The sequence below is a fragment of the Streptosporangium canum genome (assembly GCF_900113865.1).
GTDB classification, from domain to species: domain Bacteria; phylum Actinomycetota; class Actinomycetes; order Streptosporangiales; family Streptosporangiaceae; genus Streptosporangium; species Streptosporangium canum.
The window spans coordinates 1-17,531 of record NZ_FOQY01000033.1 but is presented as its reverse complement, the minus strand read 5'-3'; the positions used below and the strand labels follow the sequence as shown (position 1 = coordinate 17,531).

General features: G+C 67.9%; 20 protein-coding genes and 3 pseudogenes. 12 read left to right on the top strand and 11 right to left on the bottom strand.

What is annotated here, in order from left to right; all coding sequences use genetic code 11:
• Positions 1-229 precede the first annotated feature (229 nt).
• Positions 230-562 carry a type II toxin-antitoxin system PemK/MazF family toxin gene (locus BM085_RS33805; RefSeq protein ID WP_079076564.1) on the bottom strand — a complete coding sequence of 111 codons (333 nt, stop codon included), beginning with the start codon at positions 560-562 and terminating at the stop codon, positions 230-232.
• A 156-nt stretch (positions 563-718) separates the two neighbouring features.
• Between BM085_RS33805 and BM085_RS33800 the strand changes: the two are divergent.
• The 3 genes and pseudogenes from BM085_RS33800 to BM085_RS43685 all read left to right on the top strand — a co-directional run.
• A pseudogene (locus BM085_RS33800) lies at positions 719-1,199 on the top strand (IS701 family transposase); the annotation flags it as partial.
• A 107-nt stretch (positions 1,200-1,306) separates the two neighbouring features.
• On the top strand, positions 1,307-1,777 hold the full coding sequence (locus BM085_RS33795) for a Tn3 family transposase (RefSeq protein ID WP_177245407.1): 471 nt from the start codon (positions 1,307-1,309) through the stop codon (positions 1,775-1,777).
• Positions 1,777-2,274, top strand: coding sequence for a Tn3 family transposase (locus BM085_RS43685; protein WP_143121176.1), 498 nt, complete (start codon positions 1,777-1,779; stop codon positions 2,272-2,274). The genes BM085_RS33795 and BM085_RS43685 overlap by 1 nt, the downstream gene beginning before the upstream one ends.
• Positions 2,275-2,443: 169 nt before the next feature.
• Here the strand turns inward: BM085_RS43685 and BM085_RS33790 are convergent, their stop codons facing one another.
• The 4 genes from BM085_RS33790 to BM085_RS33775 are packed head-to-tail and all read right to left on the bottom strand — an operon-like array spanning position 2,444 to position 5,242.
• Complete coding sequence (locus BM085_RS33790; protein ID WP_093890871.1) at positions 2,444-2,962, bottom strand: pyridoxamine 5'-phosphate oxidase family protein; 519 nt, start codon at positions 2,960-2,962, stop codon at positions 2,444-2,446.
• Positions 2,963-2,979: 17 nt separating this feature from the next.
• Positions 2,980-4,431, bottom strand: coding sequence for an MFS transporter (locus tag BM085_RS33785; RefSeq protein WP_093890870.1), 1,452 nt, complete (start codon positions 4,429-4,431; stop codon positions 2,980-2,982).
• Positions 4,432-4,433: 2 nt separating this feature from the next.
• Positions 4,434-4,892 carry an SRPBCC family protein gene (locus BM085_RS33780; RefSeq protein WP_093890869.1) on the bottom strand — a complete coding sequence of 153 codons (459 nt, stop codon included), beginning with the start codon at positions 4,890-4,892 and terminating at the stop codon, positions 4,434-4,436.
• Positions 4,892-5,242: an ArsR/SmtB family transcription factor gene (locus tag BM085_RS33775; protein WP_177245406.1), complete on the bottom strand. Its 351-nt coding sequence runs from the start codon at positions 5,240-5,242 to the stop codon at positions 4,892-4,894. The genes BM085_RS33780 and BM085_RS33775 overlap by 1 nt, the downstream gene beginning before the upstream one ends.
• Before the next feature lie 142 nt (positions 5,243-5,384).
• Here BM085_RS33775 and BM085_RS45465 point away from each other — a divergent pair, with 142 nt between their 5' ends.
• Entirely contained in the window at positions 5,385-6,095 is a 711-nt protein-coding gene (locus BM085_RS45465; protein WP_218158906.1) for a hypothetical protein, read from the top strand.
• Positions 6,046-6,564: a Tn3 family transposase gene (locus tag BM085_RS47575; protein ID WP_425443289.1), complete on the top strand. Its 519-nt coding sequence runs from the start codon at positions 6,046-6,048 to the stop codon at positions 6,562-6,564. Before BM085_RS45465 ends, BM085_RS47575 begins: the two co-directional genes overlap by 50 nt.
• Positions 6,565-6,597: 33 nt before the next feature.
• Here BM085_RS47575 and BM085_RS33760 read toward each other — a convergent pair whose 3' ends face one another.
• Positions 6,598-6,780 (bottom strand): mycothiol transferase, encoded by a 183-nt coding sequence (locus BM085_RS33760; RefSeq protein WP_245789853.1) that lies wholly within the window; start codon positions 6,778-6,780, stop codon positions 6,598-6,600.
• Between BM085_RS33760 and BM085_RS44835 the strand changes: the two genes are divergently transcribed.
• Positions 6,779-6,916 carry a hypothetical protein gene (locus tag BM085_RS44835; RefSeq protein WP_218158905.1) on the top strand — a complete coding sequence of 46 codons (138 nt, stop codon included), beginning with the start codon at positions 6,779-6,781 and terminating at the stop codon, positions 6,914-6,916. The two genes, BM085_RS33760 and BM085_RS44835, sit on opposite strands and share 2 nt — an antisense overlap.
• Before the next feature lie 369 nt (positions 6,917-7,285).
• On the opposite strand, the pseudogene BM085_RS33755 reads toward BM085_RS44835, so the two are convergent.
• Together BM085_RS33755 and BM085_RS33750 are read right to left on the bottom strand one after the other, a co-directional pair.
• Positions 7,286-8,595 (bottom strand): annotated as a pseudogene (locus tag BM085_RS33755) (IS256 family transposase).
• Between the two features lie 411 nt (positions 8,596-9,006).
• Entirely contained in the window at positions 9,007-9,618 is a 612-nt protein-coding gene (locus tag BM085_RS33750) for a TetR/AcrR family transcriptional regulator (protein ID WP_093890868.1), read from the bottom strand.
• A 94-nt stretch (positions 9,619-9,712) separates the two neighbouring features.
• Here BM085_RS33750 and BM085_RS33745 point away from each other — a divergent pair, with 94 nt between their 5' ends.
• Positions 9,713-11,158: an MFS transporter gene (locus BM085_RS33745; RefSeq protein WP_093890867.1), complete on the top strand. Its 1,446-nt coding sequence runs from the start codon at positions 9,713-9,715 to the stop codon at positions 11,156-11,158.
• On the top strand, positions 11,155-12,255 hold the full coding sequence (locus BM085_RS33740; RefSeq protein ID WP_093890866.1) for a Gfo/Idh/MocA family protein: 1,101 nt from the start codon (positions 11,155-11,157) through the stop codon (positions 12,253-12,255). Before BM085_RS33745 ends, BM085_RS33740 begins: the two co-directional genes overlap by 4 nt.
• 298 nt (positions 12,256-12,553) lie before the next feature.
• Here the strand turns inward: BM085_RS33740 and BM085_RS33735 are convergent, their stop codons facing one another.
• A complete protein-coding gene (locus tag BM085_RS33735; RefSeq protein WP_093890865.1) occupies positions 12,554-12,916 on the bottom strand; it encodes a winged helix-turn-helix transcriptional regulator in 363 nt (120 codons plus the stop codon).
• Between the two features lie 56 nt (positions 12,917-12,972).
• On the opposite strand from BM085_RS33735, the gene BM085_RS33730 reads away from it, so the two are divergent.
• Positions 12,973-14,199, top strand: a complete 1,227-nt coding sequence (locus BM085_RS33730) for an MFS transporter (protein WP_218158904.1) — start codon at positions 12,973-12,975, stop codon at positions 14,197-14,199.
• A 159-nt stretch (positions 14,200-14,358) separates the two neighbouring features.
• On the opposite strand, the gene BM085_RS45460 is transcribed toward BM085_RS33730, so the two are convergent.
• Positions 14,359-15,252 (bottom strand): Hachiman antiphage defense system protein HamA, encoded by an 894-nt coding sequence (locus tag BM085_RS45460; RefSeq protein WP_218158903.1) that lies wholly within the window; start codon positions 15,250-15,252, stop codon positions 14,359-14,361.
• A 265-nt stretch (positions 15,253-15,517) separates the two neighbouring features.
• Between BM085_RS45460 and BM085_RS33720 the strand changes: the two genes are divergently transcribed.
• Both BM085_RS33720 and BM085_RS33715 read left to right on the top strand, forming a co-directional pair.
• On the top strand, positions 15,518-15,919 hold the full coding sequence (locus BM085_RS33720; protein ID WP_218158902.1) for a nucleoside triphosphate pyrophosphohydrolase family protein: 402 nt from the start codon (positions 15,518-15,520) through the stop codon (positions 15,917-15,919).
• A 390-nt stretch (positions 15,920-16,309) separates the two neighbouring features.
• Positions 16,310-16,804: a cupin domain-containing protein gene (locus BM085_RS33715; RefSeq protein ID WP_245789851.1), complete on the top strand. Its 495-nt coding sequence runs from the start codon at positions 16,310-16,312 to the stop codon at positions 16,802-16,804.
• Between the two features lie 13 nt (positions 16,805-16,817).
• On the opposite strand, the gene tnpA is transcribed toward BM085_RS33715, so the two are convergent.
• Positions 16,818-17,246: an IS200/IS605 family transposase gene (gene tnpA / locus BM085_RS33710; protein WP_093890863.1), complete on the bottom strand. Its 429-nt coding sequence runs from the start codon at positions 17,244-17,246 to the stop codon at positions 16,818-16,820.
• Between the two features lie 24 nt (positions 17,247-17,270).
• On the opposite strand from tnpA, the pseudogene BM085_RS33705 reads away from it, so the two are divergent.
• A pseudogene (locus tag BM085_RS33705) lies at positions 17,271-17,531 on the top strand (RNA-guided endonuclease TnpB family protein); the annotation flags it as partial.

Here is a 17,531-nt window from a genome sequence, read left to right as displayed (position 1 = left end):
CTGCAGGAACGGCGCAGACGGCGGCTGGCGGGGCCAGCCTTACCGACAGGCCGTTACCGTCTTTCCACGACCACGCCGCATCGCTGACCTGCGGGAACGGATCGACCGAACTAATACTCCAGTCGTAGATCGTGATCTTGTGAGTGGGGGCGCCGCTGATATGGCGCGGCCACCATTGACCATCTCGACGAGACCGGCCGCGCCATCGGCGGCGTCCATCCCTCTCTGCCTACTTGAGTCCACCGAGACGAAGGGCATCCTCGATCTCGCTGAGCTTCGCGGACGGCAGGACGCCCGCCTGCCCGATCAGGTCTTCCCTGGCCAGGGTGACCAGCCAAGTGCAAGGGATGAGGTCGGGACGTGGAAGTGCGACTCTCAGGACGCCTTCGAGAGGCAGTCCTTCGGGGGCACCTACTGCCACCTCAACGGCCACGCCGCTGAGATCGGTGCCCGCGGGAGCGACGACCTGCATCGCCAAGAAACCGGACGCCTCTTCTCCCGACAGCAGTACGACTGCCCGCTGCTCGTTGAAATCTGCCCACCAGACTTCGCCACGTCGCATATGTCCTCCTGATACGGGACGGCGCGCCTGCGTCGCCCCTTCGACCGCCGCCTACTCCAGGCACAGATCGTAATGTTGGCTGGTCAGGGCCGGTGAGAAGACGGCTGCGGGCACCGATGATCATTGTGAGCCGTGTGGACAAACGAAGATCATGCGGTGGCCGCAGCTCACAGCGTAGACCCTGCCCGGTGGCAGGAGGCGTTCGAGGGTCTGATGGGCCGGATAGCGGCGAGGTTCGCGCGGGTCGAACCACGCCTTCGGGCGCGGGCTGCTGGCGGACCTGCCGCGGAAGAACTGCTGGACAATCGCAGAGCGGTCCGCGCTGAAAGAGCGCGGGGTCGCCTACGTGCTCGCCGTCGCCTGCTCCCACGAAGTCACCACCGCGGCCGGGAAGTTCCGAGCGGATTCCCTGGCCGCCAAGGTGCCCAAGCGGGCCTGGCAGAAGCTATCGGCAGGGGCCGGCGCCAAGGGGCACCGCTTCTACGACTGGGCCGTCATCAACCTGGCCGAACCCCGGCCCGGCAGCCACCAGCCCCTGATCCGCCGCAACCGCACCACCGGTGAACCGGCCTACTACCGCTGTTGGTCGCCCGCCCCGGCGCCCCTGACCACGCTGGTCCGCGTCGCCGGGTCAAGATGCGAACGCGGGAAACACGACGTACTACCCGCTGGGCGAGACGGTGCCGGTCCACAAGGCGATGGGCGGGGACTGGGCGGAAGTCGTGCACCGTACCCAACGACAAGATGCCCAAACTGCCCTGGCTGGACATCGCCGAGTGCAAGTCCGGGGCAATCCGGCTGACGGCGGCCGAGGCCCAGCCCGAGCCGCGCAACCTGCGCAGGATCAAGTCCGAGGTGCAGAGGCGTTGGGGCATCGTGCCGCTCGTCGACATGCTGAAGGAAGCGGTGCTGCGGATTGGCTGTCTGGACGCGGTCACCTCCGTCTCCGGCGGCGGCAGTCTCTCACCAGAGGTGCCGGCTGAACGCCTGCTGCTGGTCATCTACGCGTACGGCACGAACACCGGGATCAAGGCCGTGGCGTCCGGCGGCCACGGACACACCGAGGACGGACTGCGCTACGTGCGGCGCCGGTATCTGTCGGCGGAGGCCGCCCGCGCCATCGCCGTCCAGATCGCGAACGCCACCTTCGCCGCCCGCAGTGCCGAGCTGTGGGGCCAGGGCTCGACCGCGGTCGCCTCCGACTCCACAACGTGATGGAGTCCTCTGACGGCGCGAACTCCGTGATCGCCTACGGCAAGGGCGGCGAGATCACCTCGAACCGGCGCGACGAGCAGGAGATGTTCGTGCTGTGCCTACGGATTCTGCAATCGGCCCTGGTCTACGTGAACACTCTGATGCTCCAGGACATCCTCGGCGAACCGGAGTGGGCGGACCTGCTCACGCCCGCTGACCGGCGGGGCCTTACCCCGCTCTTCTGGTCCCATGTCCGGCCCTACGGTGAGGTGAACCTCGATATGGGCGCCCGCCTCAACCTCGCCGTGGCCGCCGTACCGGGCCCCGGGGCCCCGGGCCCCGGCCGACCAGACCACGCGATTCACCGTGGAGAACGCATGAACCCGCGCCTGTACGGCACTGCGCGCGGGCCGCGCCCGCGTCTCCCATGGCGCGCCCCCGACACCGTGGCTGCCCCGGGCCCGTACCCGGGTCACCGTACTGACCTCGCCCGCGTGGTGGCGCCTGCCGGACGATGACCGAGAGGCCCACCGGCCCAGCGTCGAACCCGCCTTCTGGACCAACCGCCAGGTCCGCCGGAGCGGTCTACCAACGTCGTGCTGGACCCGCGAGAGCGAGCCCGACATCCTCATTCTGCGCCGGTGGCCGGTGCTCGGCCGCCTGACACGCGGCCGTGGAATCCAACGGTCAGTGCTGGAAGCGGTAGCGGGTCTGGCTGTACGTCTCGCCCTTGCCGAAGGCGAATCCGGCCTCCGGGTCGATGCGGTACAGCAGGACCTTGCCGGAGCGGATGGTGTCACCGAGGCCGTACCAGGTGCCGTCCGGGCTCGTCAGCAGGTCGCCGTACTTGCCCTCGTAGGCGTCGGCGGTGGTGCTGCGTTCAGTCGGGTCGCGCACCAACTCGGCACGTCCCTCGATGGTGATGTCGAGACCGTTCAGGACGTTCGTGCCGGTTGTCATGACGCAATGGTGGTTGCCGTGGAGGTTGCGCGTCTTGCGCTCTTGGTCGCCGGTGGCGAAATACAGGGCGCCGCCGGTCCAGACGGCCAGCAACGGTGTCACGTGGGGCCGGCCGTCGGGGCGGACGGTGGACAGCCAGAACAGTCGCGCCTGCTGGAGTTCACGCAGTGCGGTCGGCCAGGGGGTCGCGCCGGCGCCGGAGTCGCTGAAGGGGCCGAGCTCGGCGACCGGATCACGGTCGGACATGGAAGCTCCTCAATGGGTCAGGCGGGAATGCGGTCGGTCACGATCTGGTCAACGGGAGGCGCCACGGTCTCCTTGGTGACCGGTGCCGATCGCTTGCCGAGCATGGCCAGAGCGATGACCAGGCCCAGTGCCGCGACGAGGCCGACCACGCCGAACGCGGCCTGATGACCGGGAACCAGCGTCTGCGGCGCGGCGATCCCAGGCGTGGGTGCGTGCGCGGCGACAATGCTGCCGGCGATGGCTACGCCGAGGGCGGTGCCAACCGCGAAGCAGGTATCGGCGAGTCCGGCGGCCAGACCGGAGTGCCGTTCGGCGACACCGGTGAACGCCGCGATCTGGGCACAGACGGTGGCGGTGCCCATGCCCGCCCCGAAGACCAGCAGGGCAAAAGTCAGCGGTTCCGGTGAGCTGTGCTCGGACACCACCCGGGTGAGCAGCAGGCAGGCTCCGCCGAGCAGGGCAGTGCCGACGGTCGCGACCGGACGCACGCCGATCCTGGTCACGACCCGCTGGCAGACCAGAGCGCCGACGACGGCCGCCACGGTCATCACCCCGGCCGTGAGGCCGAACCGCACGGGCGACCAGCCGAGCACCGACTGCGCGTGGGCGGTGAGGATGATGAGCATGCCGTCGACCGACATGCCCGTGACGAGAAGCAGGAGGTCGCCGCCGACCAGGGAACGCGACCGCAGGACCCCGAACGGCACCAGCGGCGCCTTGGACCGCCGTTCGATCACGACAAACAAGCCGGTCAGCGCCATCGCACCCGCCAGCGGCCCGAGGACCTGGTGGCTGGACCATCCGACGTCAGGGACGCCGGTGATGGCGTAGACGAACAGCACGAGAGCCGAAGTGACCGTCAGCGCCCCGGCCAGGTCGAAGGAGCGGACACGCGCCTGGTTCCGGCTCTCGATCAGCATCATCGGCGCGAGGATCAGCACCACCGCCCCGACCGGGACGTTGATCCAGAAGACCCACTGCCAGCCGAGCGTATCGGTGATCAGGCCGCCCAGCAGCAGCCCGGCGGTGGCACCGAACCCTCCGATCCCGCCCCAGATTCCCAGTGCCCTGTTCCGCTCGGCGCCTTCGGCGAAGGCGTTCATCACCATGGACAAGGCTGCGGGGGCGATGATGGCGGCCGACACACCCTGCAAAGCGCGGGCTGCGACCAGGGCTTCGACCGTCGGGGCGAATCCGCATCCCAGCGAGGCCAGCACGCGCAGCGACATTCCGGCCAGGAAGACCCTGCGGCGGCCGAGCAGGTCCGCGGCGCGGCCGCACAACAGCAGCAGGCCGGCAAAGGCCAGCGCGTGGGCCGTGACCGCCCAGTTGACGGCGGTGCCGTGCGCCCGGAACTCCCGCTCGATGGCCGGCAGGGCGGTGAGCAGGCTGGTGCCGTCCAGGATGGTCATGAAGAACGCCGTGCCCAGCAACACCAGCACCCACCACTTCGAGGGGGCCGGCCGCATGCTCACCTGTGCCCTCCCGTACCCAGTTCGACGCCCAGCGCGTCGAGCCAGTCGCCGGTGCCGAGCTCCCGCCAGGAGGGCTCCTCCCTGCCATCGAGGAAGGTGCCCTGCTCGGTGAGGACCAGCCGGGTGCCCCCATCGGCCGGGCAGAACGTCACGGTCGTCAGCGACGCCGCCGCGAGGTCCTCCCCCACGTGCAGCACAGAGGTGTAAACGATGCGCTCGTCCGGGACGATGTCGCGGTACAACGACTCGAACGTCAACGATGGGCCGCTGTCCGGACGGCTGCGGTTGGCCTCCCGGCCCCCGACCCGGAAGTCCAGCTCATGGTCAGCGTCGGGAGTGGAGAACCAGCGGGCCTTCGCCTTCGGGTCGGCCCATGCGGCGAACACCCGGGCCGCCGTGGCCGGGTAGAGGCGTTCGAGGGTGAACGTGGCGTGCGTGACAGAACGGTCGATCATCACAAGCTCCCTTGCTCCGGTGTGCCGGGATCATCGAGCAGGTAGTCACCGAGCCGGTCCAGGCGCCGTTCCCAGGACGTGCGCTGCTCGGCAAGCCAGTCCTCGGCCGTCCGCAGCACGTCCGGCTCGATGCGGCAGGTGCGGACGCGGCCGATCTTCTCGGATCTGACCAGCCCGCAGGCTTCCAGCACCTGGACGTGCTGCATGACCGCCGGTAGCGACATCTCCAGTGGCCTGGCCAGTTCGCTGACCGACACCGGCCCGCGGATCAGGCGCTCCACCATCGCCCGGCGCGTTCCATCCGCCAGTGCTTGGAACACCCGATCCAGTGATCCGCCATAGTTAGGCATGTCCTTAACTATGGGCTGGTCCACCCCCATAGTCAAGTGCTTCCTTAACCAATGACCCGATCATGGTGGTCCGATCTGCTGGCTTTCTCGCGCATTCGCCCCTGTTCTCGTGCAGCCACGGCGAACGGACATGCAGCACTGCGTGACGATCGAACCAGCGACCGAGCTCGGGAGCGGGTGCGTGCTCCGGCTGCCACGCGCCCGGGTGGTGCCCCTGTCCGCCCCTCCCGCCGCGTACACCGCGGCGGTCGAGCGGTACCTCACCGGCGCGGGCATCGCGAAGTCCTCCGCGCGGATCTACCGGATCTCGCTGACAACGTGGGGGTGGATGCTCGCCGGCGAACCGGCGCCGCCCGACCGCACCAGGGGCCTCGCGGAGAACCAGATCGCGGCCCTGTGGCGCCTGGACGTCGCCCTGCGGGAGAAGACGCAGTGGAAGATGCTCTACGAGTCAGCCGCACGGGCGGATGAGGTGCTGTTCGAGGAACTGGAGCTGGTCGAGGAACACGGCGCGGACCTGGACGTGGCCGCGCTGCGGGCGGCGCTGGAGGAAGTCGCCCCGCGCGCCGCCGTGATGACCGCCGCGGCCACGGTGGTCTCGCTGGTGCCCGAGGACGAAGGCTCGGCCGAGGTCGCGATGCGGGCCGCGCTCGCGACCCGGTACGCCACGGTGCGTCCGTTCCTGTCGTTGCTGGGTGAGTCCGAAGGCGCTGGACGCGGCGAGCGCGGGCAAGCGGATCCTGGCCGGGGCCCGGGTCCTTCCAGCGCTGGCGCGGCGGAAGGTGGGTGTCAAGCCGGAGGTGGTGGCGACCGACAACGCCTCGTACTCCGACATGGTGTTCGGCCCGTTTAAGATCCTCGGCTACAACTTCAGCCCGCGGTTTCGCGACCTGGACGACCAGCGGTTCTGGCGGGCCACGATGCCCGGCGTCGAGACGGGCACGTACGGCGCGTTGGAGGACCTCGCCCGCAACCGGGTCAACCTGAACAAGGTGATCACGCACTGGCCGGACATGCTGAAGGCCGCGGGTTCCCTGGTCACCAATCAGGTCCGCGCCTATGACCTGCTGCGCATGTTCGGATGGGAGGGGCGCCCGGCCCCGCTGGGTGCGGCGTTCGCGGAGTACGGGCGGATCGTGCTCTGGACCACCCGGTACATCGACGCTGCCGTCGACCACCGGCCGCCGGCGCCCTGCGCCCGCTGCGTGACCCGGACGCGCCCGAGCTGGACGAGGACGACGAAGGCGTGGACTGAACGCCCACATCGGGTGACGCGGTCATATCAGGTGGCCGGGGTACTCGGAAATCGCAAGCACCGGTAGGGGAGCTGATGTCAGGCTGCCTGGTATGTCTAACTAAGCCTTGATCAGTGCGGCCGACCTGGCGGCCTGCTCGATCTTCGCGCAGTAGGCTGCGCGGGCTTCCTCGTCGACCTGCTTCTCGTGTTCGGCGCGCAACCCGGTCCGGCCGTCGAGTCCTTCGCGCAGGATATCGGCGTGCCCGGCATGCCGGGTGGACTCGCCGAGGACATGGACCATGATGGCTCCCCCGATGCTGCTGGCCCGCTCCCGTCACGCCTCCATCCGCTCCCTGGAGCGGTACGCCCGCCCTGGCGTCGACTCGGTCGCCCGACACGTCGCCGAACGCGCCCCCGCTGCCCGCCGCCGGACGTGACCCCCGCCGTTTGCGGCTGCTGGCAGCGTTCTTACCGGCACCCCGAATTGGACTGCACACCCCGGCCTCGGTGCATTTCGGCCCCGCAGAGCAGATCCGCGCCCAGCGGACCGCGACCTTGGCAGCGGCCTACCAGGCCAGTCCGGGCCGGTTCCGCAGGAAGCCCACCCCACCCACGATCCCTATCAAGGCATGGATCAACGACCCAGACAAACGGGAGAAGCAGCCACAGAACATATAGAGCAACCGTGTCTCACCGAGCTTGACAAGTTCCGGTTCGCCGGATCGCTCTGGTTGTTGAGGCGGTTGTTCCCTCCCCCCGAGCGAGGTTGTCCCGCGGTTCGTGGAACTTGAAGAGCGGCCCTGCGGTCAGGCGACGTTCTCGTTGTAGCAGTTCATGGTGGTCTCCTGGGGCGCGACGTGCCGTTCCAGGGCGGCCTGGAGCTTGGGCAGATGCAGGAAGCCGTTGACCCGGCGGAACTGCTTGGCGGCCTCGGCCATACCGGCCGCGCACCAGCGCAGCGCCCTCTGCCCGTTCTTCCAGTTCTTGACGTTGACCGCATGATCACGGCAGATCGAGATCATCGACTCGATCGGGTTGGTTGAACGCAGCGTGCGCGCCAGCGTCGGCGGCACACCCGGCCGCAAGACGGTCAGCGTCTCATCCATGCCCTCGCGCAGCGAGGCCGCCGCCCCGGGATACCTCACCTCCAACTCGCCGGCCAGCACCGCCAGGGCAGCCTCGGCCTCCAGCACCGTGTCGGCGTGATAAGCGGCGCGCATCCGCTTCTCCGTCTCGGCGCGTAGCTTCTCCGGGAGCTTGTCACGGACGTTACGGATCTTGTGAAGCTGGCAGCGCTGGATCACCGGGTGATCGAACACATCCAGCACCGCCCGGCACAGCGCCTTGGACCCGTCCAGAGCACCACCAGGATCGGAGCGGTGACGTCCAGGCCGCGCTCGCGCAAGGACACGATCAGCTCCCGGGCCAGGGTCGCGTTCTCGGTGGAGCCCTCCACCAGCGCCAGCGGGTGCTTGGCGCCGTCGACGCCGATGCCCAGCGCCACGATGCAGGTGTGCTCACCGAAATGCACGCCGTCCAGCATCAGCGCGGCCAGCTCCAGCTCAGATAGGTCGGCGTTCATCAGCTCGGCCAGGGCGCGTTCGGTGGCGGCGACGAATCGTCGCGAGATCGCCGACTTGGAGGTGCCGACGGCGGCGTGCTCCACCTCGGTGCCGACCGGTTCCAGGCCGAGCCGGTAGCGGCGACTCGACAGCTTGCCCAGCATCCGCCCCAGGGCCATCTCGTCGAGGACCTCGGTGGAGGAGAACAGCTCATAGGCGGGGATCGCGACCTCGCCGGTGCCGTCGGCGGTGCGCACCCGGGGGCGGCGGATCGGCAGCCGACGCCCGCCCAGCACCACCGATCCGGCGTCGTGGCCGTGCCGGACGGCGGTGCGCTCGGGGTTGTGCTTGCCGCGCGGGCCACACAATGCGGTCACGTCCTCTTCCAGCAGGGCGAACATCACAGCCAGGCCGGACTGCACGGCCAAGGCGAGCAGGCCGGCCTTCATCGAGGCGGCGATGTGTTCTATGGCCAGGCCCACGCTGGACGGGACGGTCACGTCTTCAGCGGCTTGGCGGGCGCAACGGCGCTTGGTCTGATAGGTCTTGCTCACGGTCCCCGTCTCCTTGCCCGGAGTGATTTGGCGTTTGCCCGAGACCTACCACCAGGTAGGCCCCGAGGCGGGGACCGCCACTTCAAGTTCTACGAGCTACGGGACAACCTCAGCTGATCGACCGGCGGACCTTTCCCACCAGGTCAGACGCCGAGCGCGCGGTGTTCGCCTACATCGAGGGGTTTTACGATCCACGCCGCCGTCACTCCGCCAACGGGCAGCTCAGCCCTGCCGAATATGAGCAACGCCAAGCCTTCAGGCCATTCAAGAAGACGACTGTGCTGCCGCGTAGCCGAAAGCCCTGACGTGCCTACCGAACCGGGGCAACTCCATCATCGGCTGCGCCCCACTGCGTCCAAGATCATCGAGGGGTCGAGCAGGGCCTCACTCGACAGACCTGATCCCGGCACGTCATTGGACCGGTGGCGGCCCTGCCGGCCGCACCGGCCCCAATGAACCGATGACCAGGTCGATCAGTGCGCCGATCTGCTTGTGGGAGTACGCGCCCAGATGCAGGAGCAGCCGGTAGTAGATCGGTCCGTACAGCAGGTCGACGGCCATCTCCAGATCCGCGTCAGGAGCGAACTGCCCCTGATCCCGCGCGCGGCGTAACCGCTCCTGTGCGGCCCGAATCCTGGGTTCGAGCAGTTGCTCGAGCAGATTGCGCGCGAGCGCCTCGTCGTGCTGGGTCTCGGCGATGATCCCAGCGTAGACGGCGGCGCGAGGACCGGTCATGAAGTAGTCGACCACGGCGATCATCTGATTCCTGAGGTCGGTGACGATGTCACCGGTGTCGGGAAACTGGGTCACCTCGCCCACCATCTCCACCATCGCCTCCAAGACGACGGCGCCCTTTGCCGGCCACCACCGGTAGATCGTCTTCTTGCTGACCCCTGAGCGCGCGGCGATGGCCTCGATCGTCACCTTGCCGTAGCCCTCCGTGGTGCACAGCTCCATGGCGGCGGCCAGGATCGCCCGATGGCTCTTCTCGCTGCGTCGTTGCGGGTTCGGTGACGTTGCCATAACGCCATGCTATCAGGAAACGGTACGTGTCGTGTTGACGGACGGCTGGAGGAGGCCTCACAATCCTGAGACACGACACGTATCGTGTTATTTGATGCGAGAAAGAGAGCGATCGATGAACCGATGGGCAGCACTCCTAGTGCTCTGCGTGATGCAACTCATGATCATCCTCGATGGGACGATCGTCACCGTCGCCCTGCCCACCATCCAGAACGACCTGCACTTCTCCCAGGCCGGCCTGTCCTGGGTGGTGAACTCCTACCTGATCGCGTTCGCCGGCCTGCTCATGCTGTCGGGCCGCCTCGGCGACCTGCTGGGCGGCAAGCGGGTGTTCCTCGCAGGCATGACCGTGTTCACCCTCGCCTCGTTGCTGTGCGGCATGGCCACCAGTCAGGAAATGCTGATCGGGGGTCGGGCCCTGCAGGGGATCGGGGCCGCGCTGGCCTCGGCGGTGATCCTCAGCATGATCATGAAGCTGTTCCCGGAGCCCGGCGAGCAGGCCAGGGCCATGGGGATCTACAGCTTCGTCTCAGCCGGAGGCGCCTCAGCCGGGCTGATCACCGGCGGCCTCATCACCGAAGCACTCGGCTGGCACTGGGTGTTCCTGATCAACCTGCCGATCGGCGCCCTGGCCCTGATCGCCGGGATCCGGTTGCTCTCCGCTGAGGAGTCACTCGGCCTGCGCGCGGGGGCCGACGCCGTCGGCGCCGTCCTGGTCACCGCGGGCCTGTCGCTCGGCGTCTTCACCATCTCGCAGACCTCCGAGGGGCACCGAGGCGCCGGCGAGCTGATCGCGTACGGTGTGGTGGCCGTCGTCCTGCTGGCGGCGTTCGTCGTGCGCCAGGCCAAGGCCGCCCGGCCGCTGCTGGCGTTGCGGATCTTCCGCAACCGTGAGACCACCGGTGCCAACATCGTGGTGGTGCTGGTATTCGCCGCCGGATTCGGCTTCCAGTTCCTCAACGCCCTGTACCTGCAGCGGGTGCTCGGATACGACTCGATGCAGACTGGCCTGGCCTTCCTGCCCGCCCCGCTGGTGATCGGCACCGTGTCGCTGTTCTTCTCAGCCCGGCTCACCGCGCGCTTCGGCACCCGCCGCGTGCTGCTGACAGGCCTGCTCGCCCTCGGCCTCGGTCTGCTGCTCCTCAGCCGGGCGCCGGTGGACGGCGACTACTGGATCGACATCGCCCCGACGCTGTTCACCCAAGGGCTTGGCATGGGCCTCGCCGTCCCAGCAGTGATCATGCGCGCCATGTCGAGCGTCTCGCCCGCTGACGCCGGGCTCGCCTCCGGCCTGAACAACACCGCCCAGCAGGCCGGGGCCGCGGTCGGCCTCGCCGTACTGGCGACGGTGGCCACCGGGCGCAGCAACACCCTGGCCGCCCAGGGTGTGCAGACCGTGACGGCGCTGCGCGACGGCTACAGCCTGGCCTTCCTGGTCGCCGCCGTCCTGGTGTTCCTCGGCTGGGTCGTGACCTGGGCCGCACTCAAGGACCAGTACGGCGAAGCCGTCACCGAGGCACCTTTGGCGGCAGCCCGATGAGCACTCCCCCGCGCATCCGAGTCGGAGTGGTCGGCGGACATGCGGCGCGCGGCTGGGCACGGGCCGTTCACCTGCCCGCGCTGGCGGCGCTGCCCGACTACGAGATCACCGCGATCGCCGGCACCAGCATGGAGTCCGCCGATGCCGCAGCCGAAGTCTGGAGCGCCGCTCACGCTTTCGACGACCCGTACGCACTCATGGCCCACCCGGAGGTCGACCTGGTGACCATCGCGGTGCAACTGACCAAGCGCGACGGGCTCGTGCAGGCCGCCATCGCGGCGGGCAAGCACGTCTACAGCGAATGGCCCCTGGCCCTGTCCGCCACCATCGCGGAAGACCTCCACACGCTCGCGGAAAAGGCAGCCGTACGGCATGCGGTCGGCCTACAGAGCAGGAACCATCCCGCGATCCGCTTTCTGCGCGACCTACTGGCGCAAGGTAAGGCAGGCGAGGTGCTGTCGGCCTCGCTCACCTACTCGCTGGCGACGCCGGAGGTGTGGTCGCAACGGTATGCGGCGCTGTTCGATCAGACCAAGGGGGTGAACCATCTCGCGGTGGTGGGCGGGCACTCCATCGACATGTTCCGATCCGTCGTGGGCGACATCACCGAACTGTCGGCGACGCTGGCGACCCGCCTCACCCGCATCACGCTGGAGGAGACCGGCGAGCGGATCGAGGTGACCTCGCCCGACCAGATCGTGGTCAGCGGACTCCTGGAGTCCGGCGCCGCGGTGTCCGTACACCTCATGACCGGCGGCCCCAGCGGCGACGGCTTCAGGATCGAGGTGCACGGGCGGGCCGGGCGGCTGGTCCTGTCCTCAGCGAACGACTCGCTGGTCGGCCCGCAGTTCACCCTGCACTTCGCCGACGGCACCGGCGCCCCGGTCGAGCTACCCATACCGGACCGCTATCGCCGGGTCCTGCCTGACGCTCCACCCGCCGTACGCAATGTCCACCGGGTCTACTCCGACCTGGCGCGCGGGATCCGCAGCGGCGAGCCGATCGAGCCCGACTTCGCCACCGCCGCCGGCACACATCGGATTCTCGACGCCATCAGGCACGCCGCAGAAACCGGTGAACGGCAGCGCCTGACATGAAACGGCCAGCGCCGAGACCGCCGACGGCTGTCTCGGCGCCGGCCGTGGTCGGCCCAGTATCCGGCGGGCGCGGGCCAGTGGTGTGCCCCGCGTTCTCCGGACAGCTGCTCTACGGTTGATTCATGCTGCGAACGGCTGGTTCAGATACTCGTCCCGGACTTGTGGCGGGGGCGCTGTCCGGAATCACCGAGGCACCTCAGTGAGCATCCCCGGGGCACTGTGTCGTCGCTGAGCCGGCGGCACATCAATGAGAAGCGGCCCTGCCGGGGTGTCGGCGGTGCACCGATCGGCGAGCGGGTTACCGTTGCGCGTCGGCTTGTGCGCGGGCGCGTTCGATGTCGGGGACGTGGCTCTCGGCCCATTCCCGGACGGCACGTAGAGGTGCCAGCAGTGACCGACCGAGGTCGGTGAGGGCGTACTCGACATGCGGGGGATTTGCGGGAATCTCCGTGCGAGAGATCAGACCGTCGTACTCCATCGCGCGAAGCGTCTCGGTGAGCGCCTTCGGTGTGATCCCCCGGATGTGCGCCTTGAGCTCGGTGAATCGCATCGGCCTGTTGTCCAGCGCGTTGACGATGAACACCGTCCAGCGCGCCCCGATCCGGTGCAGAACGGTGCGACTGGGGCAGGTCGCGGCCATGATGTTGTAGGCCTTACCCATGCACGACTCCCGGTAGCGTTGTAGATACCAGTATACAATCTATACCGTCCCGGGTTGTGTCTATTCCTGATTACACGGTCCGTCCATCGACAGCTCGACACGGCCGTTTCGTCGCAGCGATCATCATCGACTCGATCGGCACCGGTGTCTTCGTCCCCGTTTCGATGCTGTATTTCCTGGCCACGACGCCGCTGACGCTGGTGCAGGTGGGCGCGGCACTGACGACGGCCGGGCTGCTGGCGCTCCCGGTGGGCCCTCTGGTCGGAGGACTGGTCGACCGGTACGGCGCCAAGCCGATACTGCAGGCGGCAAACCTGGCCCAGGCGCTCGGCTTCGCCGGGTATCTCCTCGTGGACCAGACATGGCAGATCGCCATCTGCGCCTGGTTGAACAGTGCCGGGCGGGCGGTGTCCTTCAGCTGCTACGGCGCGACCGTCACGGCGCTGGCCGCGCCCGGCCAACGCGAGCGCTGGTTCGGTCTTCTGGGGTCGGTACGCAACCTCGGCTACGCACTCGGCGGCCTCCTCTCCGCCGTCGCGGTCAGTTTCGATACTCACGGCGCCTACGCCGGGATCGTGATCGTCAACGCCCTGTCCTATGTCACCGCCTTCGTTCTGATGCGCACCGTGCCGAATGTCCGTCCCGAGGCGGGCCAGGACGCTGCTGGAGGCTGGGGGCGCGTGCTCCGGGACCGGCGGTACCTGTCACTGGTCGCACATCAACTGTGCTTCGCGATCTCCTTGTTCGCCCTCAACATCGCGATACCGGTCTACGCCGTGGACGTGCTGGGACTGCCTGGCTGGACCGCCGGCCTGGTCTTCACGCTCAACACCCTGATGGTCGGCTTCGGCCAAGACGTCGTCCTCGGGTGGCTCAGCGGGCGGATCCGCAGCCGCGTCCTCGTCGCCGGACACGCCTGCTTTGCGGCCGGTTACCTCCTGTTCCTCGCCGCCGACCACGTGGCTGCGCTCGCCCTCGCGGTCGGCGTCGTGTTGCTCGGTGCAGCCAGCTACACCTTCGGTGAAATCCTCGGCGGCCCCATCACGTCGACTGTCGCCGCGGAGAGCGCCCCAGACGCTCTCCGCGGCCGGTACTTGGCCCTCAACCAGCTCGCCGTGACTGTCGCAGGAGCGGTCGCTCCGGCCGCGCTCTCCGGGTTGCTGTCCACCGAGACAGCCGCGATCTGGCTGACCCTGGTCGGCGTCAGCATCCTCGGAGCCACGCTCGCCACTACGATCGGCAGAGTGGTGCCAGCGGCGCAGAGCCGCATAGGAGGTGTCTAGAGACGGGACTGGGTAGCGCGGCAGCAGTTGATGACCTGGTCGACCGATCCCGACATGCCCACGGACAGCGGGCGTGACACCGGAATACGTCGGCGGCCAGCCCGGACTACGGGAATCGGGCCATGCAGCTGAGCCACCCACTCGACATGATGCCGCCGATCAGCCAGCCGATGACCGGTCCTCGTTCCCGAATACCAAGTATCGGCGCAACGCCCCTCGCCCACCGGGAACGAAAGGCCATCGATCAACGGCCTCCCGCAGTTCGAGCCCTGTGAGCCAGGCATGCCAAGCGATCTCGGACAGATCTGGAACCAATGACTCGGTGATCACGGCCTCATGCACCCCGAACCAGACAGGGCTGACTCCATCCCGGCACAGGAACTTGAACATGAAACGAACCGGGACACCGGCGCCCAGCTCCTCAGACAGCTCGCGGGCCGCCGCGTCCTCATACGACTCGCCCACGTCCACGGCACCGCCGACCATCACGTCCCGCAGCTCGGGAAGGCGGATCACTGTCACCTCCGTCTGCTCCGTCAACTCCGGCTCCAGCCGCTCGACCACCCGCCTATCCCGATGCCGCTCGTCTTGGACCAGCACGATGTGCCGCTCCACGCGGAACTCGGAAACCAGCAGCTGCCCGATGTGGCTGCCCAGCGTCAGCCCGCGCCCGGACAGGCGGGCCGCCACGAAGGTGATACTGGAGAGTAGGTCGCCCATGACGCCCTGCACCGGCTGGTCGGACCGGTGCTTGTAGCGCAGCTTCAAGATGGGCACGCACCAGCGCCGCACCCGGCGAAACAACGCCCCGCTCAACGCCTCGCCGAAGTCGCCGCTGCGGACCTTGGGATCGGAGGGGAACTTGTGCTTGATCAGGTGATCGGCGAGCTCGGGCAGTCCCAGGTCGCGAAAGACCGCCTCCAGCACGTTCAGTTCGTCGGCCGGCACGTAGTTGCGCAGCAGTTCACGGCCGAGCCAGTCCTGCGCGGCCTGCGGATCGACCTGGTTATTGGCCGTGAGGTGGCCGCACGTGCAGGACGTCGGACATCCCACCCAGATCGTGTTCGGTGAGCCACCTGTCGAGCATGGGCCGGCCTGTCCAACGCCATGGAGAAGTGTGATCGTCCAGGGTACGGCATGGACTGATCCAGGATGCTTCGATCGAATAATGACCGATGCGTCGCAGCCGCCGTCTGCGGCGCATCGGCCGGTGCCGCCGAAACCGTCGAGGCACCTCCGTCGGAGTGCCGCATCCGCCGGCAACACGGAGATGAGATCGCCTACGGCAGTTGTCAGAGCCGCCTTCTACACTCCCGGCATGGATCTGAGGCAGCTCACCGAACAGGTCGAAGCAGTGTCGAGCACCTACGCCCGCAAGCACGGGATCATCCGAGACGACACGTGGTTCCTGCTGAAGCTTCAGGAGGAAGTCGGCGAGCTGACCCAAATGTTCCTCATGCGCTCCGGGCAGGCCAGAGACAAAGGGCACTCTCCGCAGGAGCTGGAGGTGGGCTTTCGATCCGAACTCGCCGATGTCCTGTCCCAGGTCCTGCTCATGGCACGGCATCACGACGTCGACCTGGAGGTGGAAGTCGAGCGGAAATGGATGCCGTGGCATCCTGACCGGCTTTCCGCACAGAGCGGAAGCCGAGCGGCCGGCGCAGTGCTCAGCGAAGATGCGATGGAGAGCGACGGTGACCAGGGGAATCCGCCGCCGTGATCACGCAGCAGGGGCGCGTCACCGAGATGGGCGGCGATCGAGACCGCCTGATCAATGAGCTCGCCACGGGTTAGCCACCGCCGCCCGCCACGCGGGCGCCGACCTGCTCCGGATCGGGCGTGCGGGCGGCTGGGCGGGCGGTTCTAAAAGCGCTACTCGGTTACCTGGGCGACGCCGGCCGCTGGGACGGCTCCCTCTCGGCGACCTGCGGTTGGCGTCGCACGGTGCGTTGTCCTTCGTCGACCAGGGCGGCGGCCGTACCCGGGTGCGAAGACGGCGCCACCCCTGCAGAAGAGGGGCATCCCGGGATCCGAGAGCCGCGGAACTTCCCGGGGCTGCTCGCGAAAGCGTTGATCGCGCTCCCGTGAGTGGCTGCTAGCGTCCGGACGCATGGACGACAGCGTGTACGTGGGTAACGCGGGCAAGGATGCGGCACTGGACCGGGGATGGCTCCTTGGGCACTTCAAGGACACCGATGATCCTCGCCACAGCGAGGCTGTGGAGATCAAATGGGGCGTCCATCCGCGTGGCGACGAGCGACTGCAGTGGGTGAGAGGTGAGGAACGAACGGCGCTCCTGGTGCTCATCAGCGGTCGCTTCCGCGTCGAACTCCCCGGCCGCAGCGTTCTCCTGCAGGAACAGGGTGATTTCGTCGTGTGGGGTCACGGGGTCGACCACTCCTGGTTCGCGGAAGAGGAGTCGGTGGTGTTGACGGTTCGGTGGCCGTCCGTACCCGGCTACGCGGTGACACAACACGAGGAGGCTCACTCGCCTGAAGTCGCCCCGGTTCAGCGTGATCTGGCGTGGAACCCCGGGCGTTCACGCCCGGCAGGAAACGACAGCGCGGGAGGGCCGCCAAGGCCCGAGCGGTGTGGTGACCGGTAGGCCGTCGAGCGGCTCAGCCCGGACGCTTCTGGTTTTCGATGTACTCCTTGATGATCGATAGGGGTGCGCCGCCGCAGGAGGCGGCGAAGTACGACGGCGACCAGAAATGCCCGCCCCACAGATACGTACGGATATGTGCCGGATATTCCTTGCGCAGTAGCCGGGCGGACACGCCTTTGAGGCTGTTCACCAGCGTCGAGAGGGCGACTTTGGGTGGGTAGTGCACGAGCAGGTGCACGTGATCTTCCTCGCCGTTGAAGTCGAGCAGCTCGGCCCCGAAACTGTCGCACACCTCGATCATGATGTCTGCGCAGCGGCGCAGAATCTCGTCGGTGAACACCCCTCGCCGATACTTCGGGGTGAAGACCAAATGCGCGTGAAGCGCGTAGACAACGCTTCGACCTCTTCTTATCTCGGGGTTCGGTTCCCATCTCGGTGACATGGACCCAACGCTAGAGTGTTCGAGGTGAAGCTGGTGGTGCAGGTGAGACTCCTGCCGACGCCTGAGCAGGCGGCGGCGCTGGAGGCGACCCTGCGCGCGGTCAACGAGGCGGCCACCTGGGTGGCGGCGCTCGCCCACCAGCGGCGGGTGTTTCGCAATTACGACCTGCGCCGGCACGCCTACGGGCAGATCAAGGACAACTACGGGCTGGCGGCTCAGGCCGCGCAGCACGTCATCAAGAAGGTCACCGACGCCTACGCCACGCTGCACGCCAATCTCCGCAAC